20 protein-coding genes and 2 pseudogenes are annotated in these 20,004 nt (G+C 71.1%); 10 read left to right on the top strand and 12 right to left on the bottom strand.

Going from position 1 to position 20,004, the window contains the following annotated elements; genetic code table 11:
• Positions 1–67: 67 nt before the first annotated feature.
• Positions 68–1,720, top strand: a complete 1,653-nt coding sequence (locus tag ACLHRZ_RS01465) for an APC family permease (RefSeq protein ID WP_490416448.1) — start codon at positions 68–70, stop codon at positions 1,718–1,720.
• Between the two features lie 13 nt (positions 1,721–1,733).
• On the opposite strand, the gene glsA is transcribed toward ACLHRZ_RS01465, so the two are convergent.
• From glsA to ACLHRZ_RS01500, 7 genes are all read right to left on the bottom strand, one after another.
• Entirely contained in the window at positions 1,734–3,305 is a 1,572-nt protein-coding gene (glsA, locus tag ACLHRZ_RS01470; protein ID WP_490416316.1) for a glutaminase A, read from the bottom strand.
• A 170-nt stretch (positions 3,306–3,475) separates the two neighbouring features.
• A complete protein-coding gene (locus ACLHRZ_RS01475; protein ID WP_490416317.1) occupies positions 3,476–5,638 on the bottom strand; it encodes an MMPL family transporter in 2,163 nt (720 codons plus the stop codon).
• Positions 5,635–6,870 (bottom strand): beta-ketoacyl-[acyl-carrier-protein] synthase family protein, encoded by a 1,236-nt coding sequence (locus tag ACLHRZ_RS01480; protein WP_490416318.1) that lies wholly within the window; start codon positions 6,868–6,870, stop codon positions 5,635–5,637. The genes ACLHRZ_RS01475 and ACLHRZ_RS01480 overlap by 4 nt, the downstream gene beginning before the upstream one ends.
• On the bottom strand, positions 6,867–7,172 hold the full coding sequence (locus ACLHRZ_RS01485) for an acyl carrier protein (protein WP_490416319.1): 306 nt from the start codon (positions 7,170–7,172) through the stop codon (positions 6,867–6,869). The genes ACLHRZ_RS01480 and ACLHRZ_RS01485 overlap by 4 nt, the downstream gene beginning before the upstream one ends.
• A gap of 73 nt (positions 7,173–7,245) precedes the next feature.
• Positions 7,246–8,166, bottom strand: coding sequence for a lysophospholipid acyltransferase family protein (locus tag ACLHRZ_RS01490; RefSeq protein WP_490416320.1), 921 nt, complete (start codon positions 8,164–8,166; stop codon positions 7,246–7,248).
• The gene (locus ACLHRZ_RS01495; protein ID WP_490416321.1) at positions 8,163–8,918 is read right to left on the bottom strand and encodes a GNAT family N-acetyltransferase; all 756 of its coding nucleotides are present in this window, start codon (positions 8,916–8,918) and stop codon (positions 8,163–8,165) included. The genes ACLHRZ_RS01490 and ACLHRZ_RS01495 overlap by 4 nt, the downstream gene beginning before the upstream one ends.
• Before the next feature lie 221 nt (positions 8,919–9,139).
• Positions 9,140–9,280: a hypothetical protein gene (locus tag ACLHRZ_RS01500; RefSeq protein ID WP_490416322.1), complete on the bottom strand. Its 141-nt coding sequence runs from the start codon at positions 9,278–9,280 to the stop codon at positions 9,140–9,142.
• Between the two features lie 21 nt (positions 9,281–9,301).
• Here ACLHRZ_RS01500 and ACLHRZ_RS01505 point away from each other — a divergent pair, with 21 nt between their 5' ends.
• Positions 9,302–10,384 (top strand): cytochrome P450, encoded by a 1,083-nt coding sequence (locus ACLHRZ_RS01505; protein WP_490416323.1) that lies wholly within the window; start codon positions 9,302–9,304, stop codon positions 10,382–10,384.
• Positions 10,385–10,388: 4 nt separating this feature from the next.
• On the opposite strand, the gene ACLHRZ_RS01510 is transcribed toward ACLHRZ_RS01505, so the two are convergent.
• A complete protein-coding gene (locus tag ACLHRZ_RS01510) occupies positions 10,389–11,087 on the bottom strand; it encodes an alpha/beta fold hydrolase (protein WP_490416324.1) in 699 nt (232 codons plus the stop codon).
• Here ACLHRZ_RS01510 and lepB point away from each other — a divergent pair.
• Positions 11,034–11,984 (top strand): annotated as a pseudogene (gene lepB, locus ACLHRZ_RS01515) (signal peptidase I); the annotation flags it as partial. The gene ACLHRZ_RS01510 and the pseudogene lepB sit on opposite strands and share 54 nt — an antisense overlap.
• Before the next feature lie 242 nt (positions 11,985–12,226).
• Here lepB and ACLHRZ_RS01520 read toward each other — a convergent pair.
• Entirely contained in the window at positions 12,227–12,682 is a 456-nt protein-coding gene (locus tag ACLHRZ_RS01520; protein ID WP_490416325.1) for a hypothetical protein, read from the bottom strand.
• 232 nt (positions 12,683–12,914) lie between these two features.
• Between ACLHRZ_RS01520 and ACLHRZ_RS01525 the strand changes: the two genes are divergently transcribed.
• The 5 genes and pseudogenes from ACLHRZ_RS01525 to ACLHRZ_RS01545 all read left to right on the top strand — a co-directional run bounded on the left by ACLHRZ_RS01525 (position 12,915) and on the right by ACLHRZ_RS01545 (position 15,763).
• Positions 12,915–14,156 (top strand): MFS transporter, encoded by a 1,242-nt coding sequence (locus tag ACLHRZ_RS01525; RefSeq protein WP_490416326.1) that lies wholly within the window; start codon positions 12,915–12,917, stop codon positions 14,154–14,156.
• Positions 14,157–14,222: 66 nt separating this feature from the next.
• Entirely contained in the window at positions 14,223–14,642 is a 420-nt protein-coding gene (locus ACLHRZ_RS01530) for a hypothetical protein (RefSeq protein WP_490416327.1), read from the top strand.
• 112 nt (positions 14,643–14,754) lie between these two features.
• Positions 14,755–14,868: pseudogene (locus ACLHRZ_RS01535) on the top strand (ATP-binding cassette domain-containing protein); the annotation flags it as partial.
• 315 nt (positions 14,869–15,183) lie between these two features.
• Complete coding sequence (locus tag ACLHRZ_RS01540; protein ID WP_490416457.1) at positions 15,184–15,516, top strand: hypothetical protein; 333 nt, start codon at positions 15,184–15,186, stop codon at positions 15,514–15,516.
• Between the two features lie 7 nt (positions 15,517–15,523).
• On the top strand, positions 15,524–15,763 hold the full coding sequence (locus ACLHRZ_RS01545; protein ID WP_490416328.1) for a hypothetical protein: 240 nt from the start codon (positions 15,524–15,526) through the stop codon (positions 15,761–15,763).
• A gap of 55 nt (positions 15,764–15,818) precedes the next feature.
• Here the strand turns inward: ACLHRZ_RS01545 and ACLHRZ_RS01550 are convergent, their stop codons facing one another.
• On the bottom strand, positions 15,819–16,220 hold the full coding sequence (locus ACLHRZ_RS01550) for an ArsR/SmtB family transcription factor (protein ID WP_490416329.1): 402 nt from the start codon (positions 16,218–16,220) through the stop codon (positions 15,819–15,821).
• Between the two features lie 111 nt (positions 16,221–16,331).
• Between ACLHRZ_RS01550 and ACLHRZ_RS01555 the strand changes: the two genes are divergently transcribed.
• Positions 16,332–18,311: a heavy metal translocating P-type ATPase gene (locus tag ACLHRZ_RS01555; RefSeq protein ID WP_490416330.1), complete on the top strand. Its 1,980-nt coding sequence runs from the start codon at positions 16,332–16,334 to the stop codon at positions 18,309–18,311.
• On the top strand, positions 18,308–18,718 hold the full coding sequence (locus ACLHRZ_RS01560; protein ID WP_490416331.1) for a (2Fe-2S) ferredoxin domain-containing protein: 411 nt from the start codon (positions 18,308–18,310) through the stop codon (positions 18,716–18,718). Before ACLHRZ_RS01555 ends, ACLHRZ_RS01560 begins: the two co-directional genes overlap by 4 nt.
• 23 nt (positions 18,719–18,741) lie before the next feature.
• On the opposite strand, the gene ACLHRZ_RS01565 is transcribed toward ACLHRZ_RS01560, so the two are convergent.
• Together ACLHRZ_RS01565 and ACLHRZ_RS01570 are read right to left on the bottom strand one after the other, a co-directional pair.
• On the bottom strand, positions 18,742–19,350 hold the full coding sequence (locus ACLHRZ_RS01565) for a cation efflux transmembrane domain-containing protein (RefSeq protein ID WP_490416332.1): 609 nt from the start codon (positions 19,348–19,350) through the stop codon (positions 18,742–18,744).
• A 95-nt stretch (positions 19,351–19,445) separates the two neighbouring features.
• Positions 19,446–19,805: an ArsR/SmtB family transcription factor gene (locus tag ACLHRZ_RS01570; protein ID WP_490416333.1), complete on the bottom strand. Its 360-nt coding sequence runs from the start codon at positions 19,803–19,805 to the stop codon at positions 19,446–19,448.
• Positions 19,806–20,004 lie beyond the last annotated feature (199 nt).

The following is a 20,004-nucleotide window of genomic DNA, read 5'->3' on the forward strand; positions in this document are numbered from 1 at the left end:
AACTGGCTAAAAGTAAATACAGTAGGCGTTCGATTCGTGTATCCCCACGCCAGAACGGATGCCCACTGTGGACATGAGCGCGGCCAATCGCAAGGGCCTCAGTCTCTTCGCCCTGATCATGATCGGTCTCGGGTCCATCTTCGGCTCCGGCTGGCTCTTCGGGGCCGGGCAGGCCGCCCAGGTCGCCGGACCGGCCGCGCTCGTCGCCTGGGTGATCGGCGCCGTCTTCATCGGCATGATCGCCATGTCGTACGCCGAGGTCGGCGCCGCCTACCCGCTGCCGGGGGCCATGGCCCGCTTCGGCTCCCTATCGCACGGCCCGGTGCTCGGCTTCGTCACCGGCTGGGCGGTGTGGATCGCGACCGCCTCGCTGATACCCATCGAGGCGATCGCCGGCACCCAGTACATGTCCTCCTGGAGCTTCGGCTGGGCCCGCGGCCTGGTCGCCGACGGCAAGCTCTCCGCCACCGGCATGGTGACGGCCCTGTTCCTCACCTTCGCCCTGTGGCTCGCCTGCTACTGGTCCGTGGCCCTGCTGGCCCGCGCCAACAACCTGCTCACCCTGGTCAAGTTCGCCATCCCGGTCCTCGCCGTCGCCGCGCTCATCGCCTCCGGCTTCCACACCGGCAACTTCACCGACCACGGCGGCTTCGCCTCTAACGGCTGGTCCGCCGTGATGACGGCCGTCACCACCTCCGGCGTCGTCTTCGCCTTCAACGGCTTCCAGGCCGTCGTCAACCTCGGTGGCGCCGCCAAGAACCCCGGCCGCGCCATCCCGCTCGCCCTCGTCGGCGCGCTCTCCCTCGGCCTGGTCATCTACCTCGCCCTGCAGGTCGCCTTCCTCGGCGCCGTCCCCCCGGAGAAGCTCGCCGAGGCCGGCGGCTGGAGCGGCATCAACTTCGCCTCGCCCTTCGCCGACCTCGCCAAGCTGCTGATGCTGCACTGGGTCGTCACCATGCTCCAGTTCGGCGCCTTCATCTCCCCCAACGGCGCCAACATCGGCAACGTCGCCTCCGCCGCCTACCTGGCCCAGAACCTCGCCGACACCGGCTTCTTCCCCAAGAAGATCGCCGAGGTGCACCCCCGCTACGGCGTCGCCCGCCCCGCGATGTGGCTCAACCTGGCCTTCTCCGTACTGCTGCTCCTGACCATCGGGCACAGCTGGGAAGCGCTCGCCAGCGTGGTCTCCGCCGCCATGGTCGTCTCCTACCTCATGGGCCCGATCGCCGTCGGCGTCTTCCGCAGGACCAAGCCGGACCTGCCCCGCCCCTTCCGCCTGCCCGCCGCCTCGGTGCTCTGCCCGCTCACCTTCGCCTTCGCCGCCTGCGCCCTGTACTGGTCGAAGTGGCCCAACACCGGCAAGGTCGCCCTGCTCACCCTCGTCTCCGTGCCCATCGCCGCGATCGTCCTGCGCCGCCGCGGTGAGACGGACCTGCGCCGCCAGTTCGCCCCGGCCTGGTGGATGGCCGCCTTCCTGCTGTGGATGGCGGGGATCTCCGCCCTCGGCGGCAAGGAGTTCGGCGGCCACGGCGTGATCACGGGCGGAGCCGACATCGCACTCGTCGCCGTCTCGGCCCTGGGCTTCTACTTCTGGGCCGTCCGTGCCGGCGTCCGCGCCCACCAGGACGGGCTGCCGGACGCGGACCCGGTGCTGGAGACCACCCGCGAGACGGCGCCCGAGGCCGGGGACGAGCCGGCGAAGGTGGCCGTCGGGGCCTGACGGGCCTGAAAGGTCACCCAGCGGCGGTCGGGGCGGCAGGAGCCGCCCCGGCGGCATCGGCCAGCAGCCGTGCGAGCTGCCGATGCCCGGAACGGTTCGCGTCATCCAGCGGCGTATGGCCCCACCGGTCGACCGGTCGCGGGTCGACCCCTTTGCACAGCAGAAAGATCGCGACATCCACGTGCCCTTCGGCTGCAGCCAGGTGGAGCGCGGTGCGTCCGTCGTAGTCGGCGGCATCGAGGGGAACGTGGCAGGCGGCCAGCCGACGTATCTCGTCGAGGTCGCCCTGGCTGGCGGCGAAGCACAGACCGACGGTGCCCTCGATCCGGCTCTGGTTGCGCTGCAGGCGCGGATCGCGTTTGCCCGTCCCGGGCCCCGAGCCGGTGAGCAGGTCGTAGGTGTGCACGTTGTAGCAGTCGACCAGACGCCGGCAGACCTCGATGCCCCGCACCGAATTGCCCTGGGCGTCCAGGCGGGGCGACCAGACGGCGATGCCCATCAGCTGGGGGACGACCAGCATCAGCGCGCCGGAGACGCCGCTCTTGGCCGGCAGCCCGATGGTGAAGGCGAACTCCCCGGAGAAGTCGTACATGCCGCACGAGGACATCAGCGACAGGCAGTGGCGCACCGTCCGGGCGGAGAAGACCCGGTCCCCGGTCAGCGGGCACACCCCGGCGTTGGCCAGCGAGGCCGCCGCGGTGGCCAGGTGCCGGGCGGTGAGCTCGATCGAGCAGCACTGGAAGTAGAAGTCCAGGGTGTCCAGCAGATCGGTGCCGGGCGGGAACGCGCCGCGTTCGCGCATCGAATAGCCCAGGGCGAAGTTGCGGTCCGCGGTGGTGCGCTCGGACAGGTAGACGGAGTTGTTGAAGCCCACGGCCCGCCCGCCGGCGAGCCGTCGCCAGGCGTCGGCCACGAAGTCGAAGCGGTCCGCGGCGTCCAGGCCCTGCTGGATGAGCGCACAGCTCATGATCGCCCCGGCGTTTATCATCGGGTTGTGCGGCAGCCCGGCCTTGTTGAAGGTCAGCTCGTTGTACCCCTGGCCGCTGGGCTCGCGTCCCACGTGGCGGTGGACGGTGTCGGGCCCGTGTTCCTCCAGGGTGAGGCAGTAGTTGACGGTCTTGGACACCGACTGCAGGCAGAAGCGCGCTCCCGCGTCGCCGATGGAGAACCGCTGCCCGTCCACCGTGCACACCGAGATCGCGAACCGGTCGGCCTCCACCCGTGCCAGCTGCGGAATGTAATCGGCCACGGCGCCCCGCGCATCGGCCCGGACCTCCCGGTGGATGCGCCGCACATCGGCCACCAGTGCGGGGAAGTCGGGCACGGCCAGTTCCCCCCGGGCGGCCCGCTCGATGATGCCGCTGTTGCGCTGCGTTCCGGTGGTGAACTCCTCCACGCTCACCGCCGCCCCGGCCGGCCGGGCCCCCTTCAGGTAGGCGATGGTCTCGGCGATCCGGGGATCGTCCGCCAGAATGCCCGCCCGCCGCAGCACCGTCAGCACCTGGTCGGGATCGAACCGGCCGGACGGCTCCCGCTCGAAGAACTCGACGACACCGGTGTGCGTTCCGGCCTTCACAGCAGCCATCGCAGACCCTCCGCCCCAAGTGCCTCTGCCGCACCGGGAATTCCCGCTCGCAGACGACGAGAACCGGCCATGCAGCGATGCGTGTACGCGCGACCGGTGGTGCGGTGGTGCCCCCTGGCGGACATGACCGGTCGCGCGCCCCGTACGGGGCAATGCGCCAGGAGCGCGGCTCACGCCCCGTCGGCCAGAGCCCGGGGGGACCTCCTCCACCGGAGGCCCGGCAGCCACCAGTTGGCGTTCCCCAGCAGGTGCATGGCGGCCGGCACGAGGAGCAGGCGCATGAGTGTGGCATCGATGATCACGCTGGCGCCCAGGCCCAGAGCGATCATCTTGATGACGACGTCGGTGCTGAGCAGGAAGGCGAGGAAGACGCTGGCCATGATGGCGGCGGCGCTCGTGATGACGCGCGCGGTGGCTGCGAGGCCGGTGGCGATGCTCTCGTGGTTGTCCCCGGTGCGGAGCCAGGTTTCGCGGATGCGGACGATCAGGAAGATCTCGTAGTCCATGGACAGTCCGAAGACGATGGCGAGGACCAGGACCGGTACGTAGGGCTCGATGGGGACGGGCCCGGTGACGCCGACGAGGGAGCCGCCCCAGCCCTTCTGGAAGACGGCGACGACCACGCCGAGGGCCGCGCCGATGGAGAACAGGTTGAGGAGTGCGGCCTTCGCCGCGACGAGCAGACCGCGGAAGGTGACGAGCAGCAGGAGGAAGGCCGTGCCGGTCACGAAGGCCGAGATCGTGGGCAGTTTCCCCAGGAGCACGTCGGCGAAGGCGAGCCGGGCGACGGTGAGGCCGGTGAGGTAACCGCGCGCTCCGGTCCCTGCGAGAGCCCCGGGCAGGACGGTGCGGTCGAGGCGGTGGAGCAGGTCGGCGGTTCTGCGGTCCTGGGGGCCGTGCTCCGGAGTGACGGTGGCGATCAGGAGGGTGCGGTCGGCGGTGGACACCGGCGTGCCGACCGCGGCGACACCCGGGGTCCGGGCCAGGGCCGTGGCGAGGGAGCCGGCCGACGGACCCGGTTGCGCGCCGGTCCGGGCGGGGCCGCGGTCGACGACGACGGTGAACGGGCCGTTGGCGCCGGGGCCGAAGGTCTTCGCCATGAGCTCGTAGGCGCGCTTGTCGGTGTAACGGGCGGGCATGGAACCGGCGTCGACGTGGCCCAGGTGCACGGAGGCGAGCGGGACGCTCAGCGCCCCCACCGCGAGAACACCGACGGCGAGGAAGCGGCACGGGTACCGGCCGAGGGTGCGGGACCAGCGGTACCAGAGGTCGGCGGTGCCGGTGGCCTCGTCGGCGGGACGGCCGAGGCGGAGGCGGTCGATGTTCCGGCCGAGCAGCCCGCACAGGGCCGGAGCCAGGGTGAGCGAGGCAACGGCGGCCACCAGGACGGTGATTCCGGCGGCGACGGCGAGCGTGGCGATGAAGCCGGTGCCGGAGAGGCAGAGACCGGTCAGCGCCAGGATCACGGCGACGAAGGCGATCAGTACGGCGTGGCCGCTGGTGGCCATCGCAGCCCCGGCGGCCTCGACCGGGTCACCGGTGTGACGCAGCAGGCGGCGGTGGCGCGTGGTCAGGAAGAGGGTGTAGTCCAGCCCGGCCCCGAGGCCCATCATGGTGGCCACCGTCGGGGACGGTGTGGAGAAGGTGAACGCGTTGGCCAGCAGGCCGAGCAGGCTGAGCCCGACGAGCAGTGCCACCACGGAGGTGAGGAGGGGAAGCGCGGCTGCTGCGACGCTGCCGAAGCCCAGGATCAGCACGGCCACCGCGGTGACGAGACCGATCAGCTCCGACAAGCGGTCGTTTCCCGGGGGACGCGCCAGCTCTCCGAGCGGACTTCCGTATTCGACGGTGACGCCGTCGGCGCGCAGCGGCTTCGCCACCTCGTCGAAGCGCGTCAGGAAGGAAGTGCCGTACGCGCTCGGGAAGTCCGCGAGCCGGACCGTGAAGTACCCGGTCCTCCCGTCCTGCGCCAGTGCGCCCGGGGTGGCGAACGGGCCGGTCACGGACAGCACGTGAGGGAGATGCGACAGGGCGGCTCCGGCGGCGTCGAGAGCCGGTCGGTGTGCCGCCAGCTTCCCCGCCCGGGCCTGGACGACGATCTGCGAGGCGACACCGCGCAGGCTGCCGCCTGCACGGGCCGTGATCAGGTCGGCCCCGCGCTGGACGGACGTCCCGGGCAAGGAGTAGTCGTCGCGGTAGGTGCCGCCCCGGACGGCGTCGAGCGCGAGCAGCGTGCCGAGCACCAGCAGCCACGAGGCGATCACGCGCCAGGGGTGCCGGGCGCACCAACGGCCTCCGTCGCCGAGCCGTCGGCTCGGCAGGACGGCCGTCATGCTGCGCGGAGGGCCAGTACCGCGTTCTGCCCTCCGAAGCCGAAGGAGTTGCTGACCACGGCGCCCACCGCTGTGCGCCGGGGGGCTGCGGTGACCACGTCGAGGTCGATGGCGGGGTCGAGGACGTCGAGATTGGGGGTGGGCGGGATGGTCTGGTGGCGCAGGATCAGCGCCGCGCACACCGCCTGGATGCCGCCGGAGCCGCCGGCGGCGTGTCCCAGGGCCCCCTTCAACGCGGTGACCGGAGGCGGCTCCTGGCCGAAGACCGTTCTCAACGCATGGTATTCGGCGAGGTCGTTGGCCCGGGTCGAGGTGCCGTGGGCGTTGACGTGGCCGATGTCGGCGGGGGCGAGACCGGCGTCGGCCAGGGCGCTGTGCAGCGCCTGCGCAGCACCACGGCCGCCGGGGTGGGGCGCGGTCATGTGGTGGGCGTCGCACGAGGCGCCGTACCCGGCGAGGTAGGCGTACGGGGCGACGCCCCGGGCGCGGGCGTGCGCGGCCCGTTCGAGCACGAGCACCCCGGCGCCCTCGCCGAGGACGAAGCCGTCGCGCCCGGCGTCGAAGGGGCGTGACGCGGCGCCCGGATCGGACCGGCGGGTGGACAGCGCCCTCATCTGGTGGAAGCACACGGCAGCACTGCGCGTGCGCACCGACTCGCTGCCGCCGACGAGCGCGATGTCGCAGGCGCCGGACCGTACGAGGTGGCAGCCCAGGCCCACGGCCGTGGCGCCGGAGGCGCAGGCGGTCGAGACAGACAGGTTCGGGCCGCGGGCGCCGAGGTCGATGCCGATCTCTCCAGCGGACATGTTGGGCATGCTGCGCATCAGTGCCATCGGAGACACCTTCTGCGGTGTGCCGGCGGCCATCAACGTGTAGATCTGCTCGTGGTGTTCGGTGCTGGCGGTCGCCGTACCCATGACGACGGCGACGCGGGAGGCGTCCCATCGGGAGGTGTCCAGCCGAGCGTCGGTGACGGCTTCGCGGGCTGCGCTCACCGCCATGGCCGTATAGCGGTCGAGCCGGGCGGCCAGGCGTGGTCCCAGGCGCGCGGACACGTCGTAGGGAGCCGGGCAGGAGAAGTCGACGGCCAGTCCGGCGAGCAGCGGATCGGACACTGCGCGCGGGATTCCGGAGAGGAGGCCGGCCCAGGTCTCCGGCGCCGTCGGGCCCGCCGGGGTCACCGCTCCGAGTCCGGTGACGGCCACGTCCGTGGTGTCCGCGGTCCGCCTCACCGGCTGCCCCCGGCCTCCTCCGGCGCGGCGGCGTACGGGGCGGTGCCGGTGTGCGATGCGGCGTCGATGATCCGTGCCGCCTCGCCGAGGGACGTGCTCATGGTGAAGTCCTCCAACGCGACGGTGCCGGGCGTGTGTTCCGCAAGGACCAGCGAGACCTCCAGCATCGAGACGGAGTCGAGCCCGAGCTCGGCGAAGGTGCGGCCCGGGCCGAGCTCCTGGGGAGCGCATCCGATCCTCTCCACGAGGGCCTGGGTGAGAAGCGCGTAGACGCGGTCGTAACCGTCATGGCTGTCGGTCATGGACGAGATTCCTCGGGCGGTCGAGGTCCAGGAGGACCGAGGGAGACGGAAAAGGGTCCACCGGCGACGGGCCTCACCGCTCGCCGGTGGCCACAAGAGCAGCCGGTCGGCAGGGGCTTCCCGGCGTCCGGAGCCGCGGAACCTCCGGTATGGCGCGGTCCACCGCCTGCTCGGCGGCCCGGGCCAGGGACCGCCGGTCGGACCCCGGGCGGACCGGCAGGGGATCGAGCCGCTCCACCTCGACGACCAGGCCGCGCTGGGCGATGAGCAGCGTCACCGATTCCACCACGGACATGGGGCCGACCAGCGCGGCCGCCGTGGTGGCACGGCCGGCCGACCGGTACCGCAGCACCACGGGCAGGACGGGCACGCCCGCATCCAGGGCCGCTTGGAAGAACGCCGGCCGGTACGGCCCACTGGCCGAGCCGCACCACGTCGTCGCCTCGGGGCAGACGAACACCCGCTCGCCGGCACGCAGCGCTTGGGTGACCCCGGCGACGGCGGCAGGCAGCGTCAACGGCCGTTCACGGTCGATGTACAGCGTGCGGCCGAGCGCAGCGGCCCATCCGATGACCGGCCACCGCCGTAGGTCCGCCTTGCTCAGCGGCCGGGCGGGGTCGTAGCCGACGAGAACGAGGTCGTCGAGCAGCGAGGTGTGGTTGAGCACCAGCAGGCCGGGCGCCGTGTCCTGCGGCCCGGCCTCGGACGGCGTGAAGTGCACCCGCACGCCCATGGCCCGGACCGTTAGCCGGATCCACCAGCGAAAGACCCGCAACCGCAGACGGCGGCCTGCTGCAGAGGACAGCGCCGGCACGACGATCAGCGAGCAGACCAGCAGTACCGCTGTCAGTCGCAGGAGTTGCCGCGGCAGCCCCACCCGGTCCTGGTCCGCCGACCCGGGCAGGCAGGACCGGCTGCACGGCGAGCCCGGTCTCCAGGGATCGGCGGCCGCCTGTGCGCCGGTTGCCCCGGTGGCATCGATGGCGTCGGTCATGAAGCCACCGCCTGCAGCGGGGACAGCCGGCCCTTCGGCACCCGGTCGACCGCCAGCAGCGTGAACAGATCCGCTGTACGGAAGCTGCTGTCCAGCGCCGGTGGTCCGCAGACCCAGGCGCCCAGCATGAGGTAGCCGCGCAGCAGCGACGGCAGCGCAGCGGGCGGGCACGGGCCGGAGTCCTGCGGGATCCAGGGGGTCCGGGGCCGCACCCGGTACGCGGCCGGCGCGTAGTGCCGGGCACGAACGGTCTGCCAGGCGGCGGAGGCCTGGGTCCCGCCGTCGGCCAGGGACACCGAGGCACACCCGCCGAGCCAGCGGAGCCCGCGGTCCGTCATGTAGCGCAGAACGCCCGCCCACAGGCACAGCACCACCAGACCGTTGCGATGCCCCCGGTGCACGCACGCCCGGCCGATCTCGACCAGCCCTCCGCTCAGTGAGGTGACGGCACCGAGCTCGAACAGCCCGTCGGACACCAGTTGTTGGGATCTGCCCGGGGGCAACAGCCGGTAGACCCCCGCCACTTCCCCGGTCGCCTCGTCACGGACCAGAAGGTGATCGCAGACCCCGTCGAACCCGTCCACGTCCAGCCCGTCGGCAGCGGAGGGCAATCGGGCCCCCTGCTCCGTGGCGAACACCTGGTACCGCAGTTGCTGGGCGCTGCGCACGCCGTCCTCGTCCCGGGCCAGGACGGCCTGATAGGCGCCGCCGGACGGGCGGGCGACACGAGCCAGAACACGGGAAACCGCCACGGCGACCCACCCCCCAACGCGACGCGCATGACAGACCGACCGCTTGCTTTTCTGCCCCGTGCCGTCCGCGCCATGCAACGCGATCCGATCTCCACCCCAAAGGGTGGAACTTCCCTGCGATCACTGGCGGTTACCGCGGCATGGCTGATGCGATGTCCCTGCACCGCCATGGGGTGGGGAGGGGCACGTCTGTGGGGTTCGCAAGCAGGCTGTCGGCACTGCTACTGCGCCGTCGGCTCCGCCGCCGAGGCGGGCGCGGTCCCGATGCCCTGGCCCTGCGCCTGCTGCCCGAGCCGCTCCTGGATCTGTTCCGCCGCGACGGCCTGGAGCCGCTCGCCCCTCAGCCGGGGCGCCCGGGTCACCCGACGGAGACGACGACCCGGGTGACACTGCTGTTCGGTACGAACGTCTGGCTGGTGAGCGGCCCGGCAGAGGTACGACAAGTCCTCGCGGCCAAGGGGGCGTTCAGCAACGACCTGACCAGACTCCAGCACCTGTCCCCCGCGCTGTCCGAGCATGCGCTGGGAGGCCTGGGGACGTGCGATCCGCCCCTGCACACCAGAATGCGGCAGATACTCGCTCCCGAGTTCACCGCACGGGGCCTGCGGCGCCTCGAACCCACGATCCGGAACATCGTCGCCGAACAGCTCGACATCATGGCGGCCGCACCACAGCCCGTGGACCTCGTGCAGACCTTCGCGTGGCCCGTCCCGGCGCGAACCATCTGCGAACTGCTCGGAATTCCCACCGCAGAGCGAGAAGCATTCCAGCATCTCAGCACACGACGCTTCGACATCGTCGCAGGGTTGGGCACACAATTCGGCGCCGTCTCCTCCTCGCAGCTCCGCCTGGAACGCCTGATCGCCGACGAACGCCGGAAGCCCGGAAACAGCCTGCTGGGCACCCTGGTGACCCGCGGAGCCGACCTCGACGACCGGACACTGGCGGGCCTGGCGGACGGAGTACTCACCGGCGGCCTGGAAACCAGCGCCGGAATGCTCGCCCTCGGCACGCTCCTCCTGCTCCGCAACCCCTCGGCACGCGAACGCGCCACCGACAGCCGCACGATCGGCGCCCTGACGGAAGAACTCCTGCGACAACTGTCCGTCGTACAGGTCGCCTTCCCCCGCTACGCCCTCACGGACATCGAGATCGGCGGTCACCACGTGTCCCAGGGCGACGTGGTGCTGTGTTCCTTGCTGCGCGCCAACCGCCACACCGAGGCCGAAGGCGACACGGCCGGCAGCGCCCGCAGCGCGCAGCATCACGTGGCCTTCGGCCACGGCACCCACCGCTGTCTCGGCGCGGAACTGGCGCGCAGGGAGCTGGCGATCGCCTATCAGGCCTTGTTCGAGCGCTTTCCCCGGATGCGGCTCGCAATCGACGAGCGCGAGATCCCTTTCCACGGCCTGGCGATGGTCTACGGGCTCCAACGGCTGCCGGTGGACCTGGGTCTGCGCGGCTGACGAGTCAGTTCGGCTCGGGCGAGGTTCCGGCAGACAGCATCCCGCTGATGACAGCGGCCACCTCATCAGGATGCGAGACCATGGAGAAGTGGCTGGAGGGCAGTTCCGTCACCGTGGCATTCGTCCGTTCGGCAAACCACCGCTGCAGCCCGGGATCGAGCATCCGGTCGTCCGTGGAAAGGACGTAGGCGCACGGCAGGTCGTGCCACGCACCGCGCCCTGACGGACCGGAGAAGCAGGCACTGTGAGTCGGCCTGTGCACCGCTGCCAGGACCCGGGTCGTCCTCTCCGGAACATCGGCTGCGAGCGCATCTCTGAACTGGTCGGGGTCGAGGGTCGACCAGCCGTCCTCGCCGAACCGGATCGCATCTTGGCCCCGGCTCCTCGCACCGCCGCGGGTCAGCCCCCCGAGCGTCTCGGATTCGTCGGGGACGTAGGCCGCGACGAACACCAGCGCGGTGACCTTGGGGTTGTGATGGGCGGCCCCGGATATCACCATGCCGCCGTAGGAGTGCCCGACCAACGTCACCGGCCCGTCGAGCTCCGCGATCTGCCGCCGTGTCCAGGCGATGTCCTCTTCCAGCGAAGTCAGCGGCAGCTGAAGGGCCACCACACGGTGCCCCTCGTCCTGAAGGGCGGCGATCACCGCCTGCCAGATCGACCCGTCGCCCCAAGCTCCGTGCACCAGCGCAACGTTGGACACTGCCGCCTCCCTGATTCCCCACCCATGGCCTGCTGTGATCACCGTATCTCAGGACGAGGCGGGAACTCCCGTTCGTTATGTGGAGGACGGAGATACAAAGTGCGGCAACCGACTGGGGAGACGGGCGTGGACAATGCGACGGAAGGGGCCGGGCAGAGGCCACGACCCGAGGGAGGAACCGCTCCAGGGGCCCAAGACCCGTCGGATATCCCGACGCCCCTGAAGTCCTCACGGTCCCGGCGGATTTCACGCTCCTCCCGGTCCTCGAAACCGCGCCCCCTGTGGAAAGAACTCCCCGTCCTCGTGGTGCTGGCCCTCGTGCTGGCGCTCGTCATCAAGACCTTCCTGGTGCAGGCGTTCTCCATCCCGTCCGGTTCGATGCAGAACACTCTTCAGCTGGGAGACCGTGTTCTGGTCGACAAGCTCACGCCGTGGTTCGGCTCGACGCCGCAGCGCGGCGAGGTCGTGGTCTTCCACGACCCGGACGGCTGGCTCAAGGACCAGCCGACACCACACCCGAACGCCCTGCGCAAGACCCTCGCATACGTCGGGCTGACGCCGTCCGCCAATGAGAAGGATCTGATCAAGCGAGTGATCGGGGTGGCGGGAGACACCGTCGAGTGCCACGGCACGGGCCCGCTGAAGGTCAACGGCAAGCCGCTCACCGAGCCGTACGTCTTCGACGGCAACACCCCGTGCAGCGCCGACGAGCGGGGCGGCCAGTTCACGGTCACGGTTCCGCCGGGCAAGGTGTGGGTGATAGGCGACCACCGCCAGGACTCGTGGGACTCCCGCTACCACCAGGGCGACAGGAACCACGGCATGGTCCCGGTGGAGGACGTGGTGGGCCGCGCCGTTGCCGTCGCCTGGCCCCCGACCCACTGGAGCACCCTGCCGGCCGATAGCGCCCGCTGACGCTCCATGCACGACCATTCGCGCGCCCAACCAGCGCGGCGCTGATGGGCGAGGGCCAACTGCCGTACGGGGCACGGTCATGGACCACGTGTCCTCTGAGAGGGCGCTCGGGGCTGTCCGCTCCGCGCGGTCCCGAAGGCGGCACGTACGGACGAGGCGGCGCGCGAACCAAGGTGACGAGCGCGGACACCGAACCGGTGTCCGCGCAGGTGTGACTTCTGCCGTCAGCAGAGGACCATCACGGTGGCCCGGACGAACCTGTCGTCACGGAAGCCGTCGAGGAGCGGTACGAACGCCTCGGCGGCGGACTTCGGAGCAGGCGCCGGTGCGCCGACGTGGATCTCGCGCTCGCTGTCCAGCGTGGCCCTGACCTGTTCGCCCGGACAGTGCACGCCGCGGTTGGCGACGAGGACCTCGGTGATCTGGGTCACCAGGCCGGCTACGTCCTTCTCGGCCCAGCTGGAGACCGTACCCTCGGTGTCCTCCAGGTTGAAGCGCTCGAAGATCCGTGCCTCGGAGTGTCCGTCGCCCTCGACCATGAGCATGTACACCCTGCGCCCGACGAGTTCGTCGGGCAGTCCGGCCAGGTTCCCGATCACCGTTTCCGGCGAGCCCATGAAGTGGTGCGACTGGCAGTCCCATGCGGCCGTCCTGCAGGCCTTCGCCGTGGCCTCGGTCACGGTCCGGGATGTGGATAAGGACTCGGTGGCCATTGCTTGTACCCCCTGGACTTCTGTTGCCCGCCCGTATGCGAGCGGAGGTCGATCGCAGACGGCCGTCCGTGATCGACCTGTCTGGACGTCCTCGGACGCCCAGCCCTATACCCAAGAATCCCCGGTTCACACTTCCCGGTTTCCTGGATCGCGAGTAGCGTCGCCCGGCGTCGGAAATCCACTGCGCGGGGGTGGCCGCATGGCAGTCGTCACACGGTACCGGTCGGCTCTGGCCCACCCCGGGATCACCCGCGTGGTGGCGGCGGCGTTCGTCTGCCGCATGCTCTCCGGGATGGTCAGCCTGTCCCTTCTGCTCGTCGCGAAGGACGCCAGCGGGAGTTTCGCCAACGCGGGCTCGGTGTCCGGTGCCTACGCCGTCGCTCTGGCCTTCACTTCCCCGGGCTGGGGCCGGGCCGCCGACCGGTATGGTGCCCGCACCGCCCTCGCCTGGGCGGTCTGCCTGCAGACGCTGTTCTTCGGCGCGTTCATCGCGCTGGTCGCCGCATCCGTGTGGCCGGGGCTGCTGATTCCGGCCGCTTTCTGCGCCGGGGCCGCGACCCCGCCCGCGGCCGCAGTGTCCAACGCCGTGTACATGACGGTGGTTTCCGACGAGGAAGACCGCAAAACGCTGTTCGCCCTGTGCGGGCTGCTCACCGAGAGCGTCTTCGTCTGCGGTCCGCTGCTGGTGGCCGGCATCGTGGTGGCCCTTCCCGTGCTGTACGCCGTCGTGGTCACGGCGGCCATCTCCTTCGTCGGCGTGTGGTGGATGCGGGCCGCACCGGCGGTGCGGCTGATGGACCGGAACCGTCCGCCACTGGCCGGGCCCGGGCTGCGCCCCGACTGGAACCGGCGCCAGGTCCATATCCAGCTCGTGGTGGCACTCGCGGCGTTCGCGATCGGCGGCCTGCAGGTGACGGTCACCGCCCACGCGGCCGAGCTCGGCGCCAGCGCAGGGGTGTTCGTCGCTGCGCTGGCCTGCGGCGGCGTCGCGGGAAGTTTCCTGTACGGAGGGCTTCGGCTGCCCGGTACGAGCCCCGCCCAACTCGTCGTGGCCCTGGCCCTGTACAGCGCCGGCATCCTGGCCCTGGGGCTGGGCCCCGCGACTCTGGTCACCATGGCGCTGCTCGTGGTCATCGGTTTCGTCAACGGTCCGGCAGATGCCATCGAGTCGGTGCTGGTCGGCGAGTACGCCTCGGAGGGCACCCGCGCCCAGGCGTTCGCGTGCCTCGTCGCGTCCAACTGGGTCGGGTTCGCCGCCGGAAGCTTCGTGGTCGGCCTGGTGATCCAGCACGCGTCCGTCACGATCGGCACCCTGACCACCGGGGCCGCCGCCCTGCTCGCCGCCCTCTCCATGGCCCTGCCCGCGGCGAAGGACCAGGCCGCTCGGCGGCGCGCGCGAGCCGGGAGAAAGCCGGTGCAGGAACCTGCCGGGCGTTCCTGATCCTCGGCGCAGAGCACCTCGTGCCCCGGGACGGCCGGCCCCTTCACGACGACGATGCGGATGGACATGCCTCCTTCTGACGCCCTGCCGGACGCCGAGTTCCACTTCTTCAGCGGCTCGTCCGACGCCGTGGCCCGGCGCCTGTTCGCCCTCCCCCGCGACACCGTCGAGCGCGAGCTGTGGGCGCTGCTGCTGCAGGGCCCCGGCGGCGCGCACATCCAGGTCCAGGAACGCGCCGAGCCCGGCGCCGGCACGGCCCGGGTCCTCGCATGGGCGGGCAAGGGCCTCGGCCCCCTGCCCGCACGCCTCGCCGAGCAACTGGCCGCCGGCTCGTACCAGGAGCTCCGCACGACCCTGTTCGGGCACGGCGACTACACCGATCTGGGAGAAGTCCCGTGCCCCCCGACCCCCCGCGGCGCATTCGGACACCCCCTCAAGCTCCACACCGCCGCGTCCGGCGTCCGAGTCTGGATCCTGACGCTGTGAACGCGGGCGCGGGACATCCTGCCCCGCATCCCCGCATGAACTACGTCATCAGGACCGAGGGCCTGACACGCGAGTTCGGCGAACGCCGGCCATTGGCGAATTGGACATCGAGGTGAAGCCTGGAGAGGTCTTCGGCCTCCTCGGGCCCAACGGTGCCGGCAAGACGATCATGATCAGGATTCTCACCACCCTCATGTCCCCCAGCAGCGGGCGGGCCCTGGTGCTCGGGTTCGACGTCTCGCGCGACGCGGCCGAAGTACGGCGGGTATCGGCTACGTCTCAAGGTTCGGCGGATCACCGGCAGGAAGTCGACCAGGAACGCCGTCTCGTTCGTCACGGTCACCGGCCGCGGCGCCTCGGTGACCTTGTCGGCCCACACTCCGGCCGGGGTGCGGCCGAGCCGCTCGTGGACCTCACCGTGGTAGCAGGCCACCGCCAGGGCCAGCCACTTCTGCAACTCGGCCAGGGTCAGCGCGGCCTTGCCGTCGCTGTAGTAGGCGCCGCGCTCGGCGGTAGTGGAGAACGTGGTGCCCGGCAGTTCGTGGCGGCTCACTTCCCCAGATCGGCGGGGCTCGAGCGGACGCCCGCAGGCGACCTCCCCTTCCATGGTCTCTCCGGGGCGCGGGCACCGAGGAGGGCCGGACGGACCCCTGAGCGCCCCCGCTTCAGGCCGGCCGCCCGGCTCGCCGCCGCCCTGGCCGCCGCCCACGCCGCCCGGGAGGAAGCGATGCGGGCCCTGCTGCTGGACCACCTCGACTTCGCCGCCGGCACCATCACCCTCGACGGCCACGTCCAGCCCATGGGCGCCCTCACCCGCGCCGCCCTGCGGGCCTGTCTCGCTGAGCGCAAGGCACGGTGGCCGCACACGCTTTAACCGTCACGTGCTCGTCTCCCAGCAGAACGCCGGCAGCAACGGCCCGGTGAGTACCTACTTCCTCAAGCGGCAGCTCACCCTCCACGGGGTCAGCCTCGACCGGATCCGCGCAGACCGGGTCCTCGCCGAGGCCCTCGCCACCGGCGCGGACCCCCTCCACCTGACCGTGCTCTTCGACCTCTCCCCGGCCACGGCCACGAAGTACGCCACGCTCGCCCGTCAGCTCCTCCACGATCCCTACGCCTGAACGGTGTGCCGCCGGAAAACCAGTCGTCGTGCAGCGGACGTACACGAAGTGCCCGTCAGGCGCTCGGGGTGCCGACCGGCACGTCCTCCGGCTCGGCGCGGGCGGGGGTGTCGGTGATGCCAAGGCGCAGATGTTCGACGTGATAGAGGGCCTGATCGAGGAGCTCGGCGACGTGGTCGTCATAGAGCGAGTACACGACCGAGCGGCCGTGGCGTTCGCCGACGACGAGTCCGAGGTTGCGCAGCAAGCGGAGCTGGTGGGAGCAGGCGGACTGTTCCATGCCGACTTCGGCGGCGAGCTCGGTGGCCGCGAGGGGGCCTTCGCGCAGGCGGGCGAGGATCAGCAGCCGGGAGGGGGTGGCCAGCGCCTGGAGCGTGGTGGCCACTTTCGTAGCGGTGCTCGCGTCCAGACGGCTGCGCGGGACGGCGTTCTTCGCGGGAGCGGCTCCATGACCCATGCCCCCATGGTACCGATCCGAATGAATACATGAATCGATGTTCATGTGTTCCTGTATGGTGGAAGGGTTGGATCTCGTTCGAGCCCCGCATGCGAAGGATTACCCGCTGCGATGTCTTCCACCCTGACCTGCCCGGCGCCGCCGAGCGGCGCCGTCCGTGACGTGACGGCGCCCCGCCGTCGTACGCGGATCTTCGCTTTGCCCGAAGCACGCTGGGCAGCGGCGGCCCTGGTGCTGTTTCTGATCGCGTTCCCGCTGCATCTGCTGGGTGCCCCCGCGTGGGCGTGGGGCCCGCTGTACGCGCTGGCCTACATCACCGGTGGCTGGGAGCCCGGTTGGGCCGGGCTTCAAGCACTGCGCGAGAAGACCCTCGACGTGGACCTGCTGATGGTCGTCGCCGCGATCGGCGCGGCGGCGATCGGGCAGGTGCTGGACGGCGCCCTGTTGATCGTCATCTTCGCGACCTCCGGCGCCCTGGAGGCCATCGCCACTGCCCGCACTGCCGACTCGGTACGCGGCCTGCTCGACCTCGCTCCGGCGACGGCGACCCGGCTGCTGGATGACGGCACCGAGGAGACCGTCCCGACCGAGCAGCTGGCCGTGGGCGACACCGTGCTGGTGCGGCCCGGTGAGCGGATTGGCGCCGACGGACGGGTCCTGGACGGGGCGAGCGAGGTCGACCAGGCCACTATCACCGGCGAGCCCCTGCCCATCGCCAAGGAGACCGGGGACGAGGTCTTCGCCGGCACGCTCAACGGCACGGGTGTCCTGCGGGTGAAGGTCGAGCGCGACCCGTCGGACTCGGTGATCGCCCGGATCGTGGCCATGGTCGAGGAGGCATCCGAGACCAAGGCGCCGACCCAGCTGTTCATCGAGAAGGTCGAACAGCGGTACTCCATCGGCATGGTGGCCGCCACCCTGGCCCTGTTCGCGCTTCCCCTGCTCTTCGGCGCCGCCTTGCAGCCGACGCTGCTGCGGGCGATGACGTTCATGATCGTCGCCTCGCCGTGCGCGGTGGTGCTGGCAACGATGCCGCCGCTGCTGTCCGCCATTGCCAACGCCGGACGTCACGGTGTGCTGGTGAAGTCGGCGGTGGTCATGGAGCGGCTCGGACAGATCGACCAGGTGGCGTTGGATAAAACCGGCACCCTCACCGAAGGCACTCCCCGCGTCACCGACGTCCGTCCTCTGCCCGCATCCGGCCTTGACGAGGACGCGCTGCTGACGCTGGCGGCGGCGGCCGAGCACCCCAGCGAACACCCCCTGGCCCGCGCGATCGTTGACGCCGCCCGCACACGCGGCCTGGCCATCCCCGTGGTGGAGGACTTCGCTTCCGCACCCGGCACCGGCGTCACCGCCAGCGTCGACGGCCGCGCGGTCGCTGTCGGCAGCCCCGCTCGTCTCCTGAACGGCCGGGGCGACCACCCCGCAGCAGAGGTTGCAGCACAGCTGGAAGCCGATGGCCGCACTGCCGTCCTGGTCGAGGCGGACGACGTCCCCGTCGGTGTGCTCGGCATCGCCGACCGCCTGCGCGACGAGGCCACCTCCACCGTCGCCGCCCTGTCCACCCTGACCGGCACCAACCCGATCCTGGTCACCGGCGACAACCCGCGCGCAGCCACCCGCCTCGCGACCGAGGTCGGCATCACCGACGTCCGCGCGGGACTCCTGCCTCAGGACAAGGTCACGACTGTTCAGGAGCTGGAACAGGCAGGCCGGAAGGTGCTCGTCGTCGGCGACGGCGTCAACGACGCCCCGGCGCTCGCCGCAGCCCACACCGGCATCGCCATGGGCCGCGCCGGATCCGACCTCGCTCTGGAGACCGCCGACGCCGTCGTTGTCCGCGACGAACTCGCCACCATTCCCACGGTCGTGGCGCTCTCGCGCCAGGCCCGGCATCTGGTGGTGCAGAACCTGGTCATCGCCTCGGTGTTCATCACGGGCCTGGTCATCTGGGACCTTGCTGGCACTCTGCCGCTGCCGCTCGGCGTGGCCGGGCATGAGGGCTCCACCGTGATCGTCGGCCTCAACGGCCTGCGCTTGCTGGCCGACGCGGCATGGCGTCGCGCCCGCAGCGGAAACGGCCAGTGAGCCGCCGCGCCAACCGCAAGGCTGCCCCCGCCACCACGGGGGCAGCCCGCTGCACGATCACCGTCTGCCGCGGCTGCTGCTGCGGCACACCCAAGATCCCTGGCCTCGACCACACCGCCCAGCTTGCCGAACTCCGACGGTCCCTCCCGGACTCGGCCCAGGTACGCGTGACCAATTGCCTGGACGCCTGCGAACACGCCAACGTCATCGTTGTCCAGCCCTCAGCGGAAGGGCGCAAAGCCGGTGGACGACCGGTCTGGCTCGGGCTGGTCAACGACGCGGACGCCGCGCAGGACACTGCCGCCTGGATACGTGACGGCGGGCCCGGACTCGCAGATCCGCCCGGCGCCCTCGACCTGTACACTTTCGTCCCGTCCCGCCGCATCCGCCAGGCCCTGGACGCATAAGCGGGCGGGTCGACCCGGCCCGGTCAGCAGCCGCACTCCTCGCCCCGCCAGGCTTCGAGGCCCTCGCGCACCGCGAGGCCGGCGACAAGCAGGCCGACGGCGGGGTCGAGCCACCACAGCCCGAAGAGGGCGTTGGCCAGCAGTCCGACGAGAACAGCTGCGGCCAGGTACGCGCACAGCAGGTTCTGCGTGCCCTCACCACTGGTCGCGGCCGATTCCAGGACGGCACCGAGACGACGCTTGGCCCGCCCCAGCCACGGCATGACGATCAGCGACGTGATCGACAGGCCGATGCCGAGCCAGCTGGCGGAGGGTTTCTCACCGGCAGCCAGGGTCGAGATGGCGTCGTAGGCGATGTACGGGGCCAGCAGGAAGAAGGTGACCGACACCGCCTTCTGCGCGCGCGCCTCGGCGGTCTCCGACAAGGTCCGCCTACCGCTGAAACGCCACACGATGACGATGGAGGCCAGCCCCTCGATCACCGAGTCCAGGCCGAAGCCGAGCAGCGCGACCGAAGAGGCCAGCACCGCCGCAATGACGGCGATCAGGCCCTCGGCGGCCATGTACCCCAGCGAGATCCACGACAGCAGCTTCGCCCTACGGGCCGCCGCATGCCAGGCTGCATCCCGCACGACCGGCGGGCGACAGCACACGTCCGTGCACCCCGGACCGCACGCACACCCACCCCCTTCCCGCTGGGTGGATATCCCGCTGCCTCCCTCATGGCTCACGCGTCGCTCTCCTTCCCGTAGGCAGGGCACAGAGCGACAGCGCACCCGGTGGCTTCCAGCACGGCCTCCGCCGCAGCCAGCACCTCAAGCAGCGCGGGCTGGGTGAGTGAGAACACCGATGCACGGCCCACCGGCCGGGATCCGACGAGGCCGCACTCGCGCAAGCACGCCAGGTGCTTGGAGACCGTCGACTGCGCCAGGCCAAGCTGGTCGACCAGGTCCACCACGCGCGCCTCACCGACCGCGAGCCGCCGCACGATCGCCAGACGGGCAGGGTCGCCGAGCGATCGGAACAAGGCAGCCGCCGGCGCCAGCTCACTCCGCCCGGCAGCGACCTCCGGAGTCATCATCGCCATATCACGATGCTAGACATCGCGGCGCTGGTGTGAAGCCCCGACGCCGCGACGAAGTCGGCCCCAGCACTCCAGAACTGTCCGTCACGCTCCACGGCCGCAACCCCGCCCCCCCTCGCGACGTCACCGATCCGCCACCCGAACTCGAAGGGCTGTCGCTTGCTCTTTCTCCATTTCACCGGTGAAGGCGCGCGTTGGGCCT

Source organism: Streptomyces sp. AM25 (assembly GCF_058146165.1).

Excerpts from the sequence above, each read along its gene's own strand:
- ACLHRZ_RS01490 (WP_490416320.1), bottom strand. The coding sequence starts at position 8,166 with ATGACCGACGCCATCGATGCCACCGGGGCAACCGGCGCACAGGCGGCC.
- ACLHRZ_RS01570 (WP_490416333.1), bottom strand. The coding sequence starts at position 19,805 with ATGGCGATGATGACTCCGGAGGTCGCTGCCGGGCGGAGTGAGCTGGCG.
- ACLHRZ_RS01530 (WP_490416327.1), top strand. The coding sequence starts at position 14,223 with ATGCCTCCTTCTGACGCCCTGCCGGACGCCGAGTTCCACTTCTTCAGC.
- ACLHRZ_RS01525 (WP_490416326.1), top strand. The coding sequence starts at position 12,915 with ATGGCAGTCGTCACACGGTACCGGTCGGCTCTGGCCCACCCCGGGATC.
- ACLHRZ_RS01555 (WP_490416330.1), top strand. The coding sequence starts at position 16,332 with ATGTCTTCCACCCTGACCTGCCCGGCGCCGCCGAGCGGCGCCGTCCGT.
- ACLHRZ_RS01475 (WP_490416317.1), bottom strand. The coding sequence starts at position 5,638 with ATGACGGCCGTCCTGCCGAGCCGACGGCTCGGCGACGGAGGCCGTTGG.
- ACLHRZ_RS01485 (WP_490416319.1), bottom strand. The coding sequence starts at position 7,172 with ATGACCGACAGCCATGACGGTTACGACCGCGTCTACGCGCTTCTCACC.
- ACLHRZ_RS01550 (WP_490416329.1), bottom strand. The coding sequence starts at position 16,220 with ATGGGTCATGGAGCCGCTCCCGCGAAGAACGCCGTCCCGCGCAGCCGT.
- glsA (WP_490416316.1), bottom strand. The coding sequence starts at position 3,305 with ATGGCTGCTGTGAAGGCCGGAACGCACACCGGTGTCGTCGAGTTCTTC.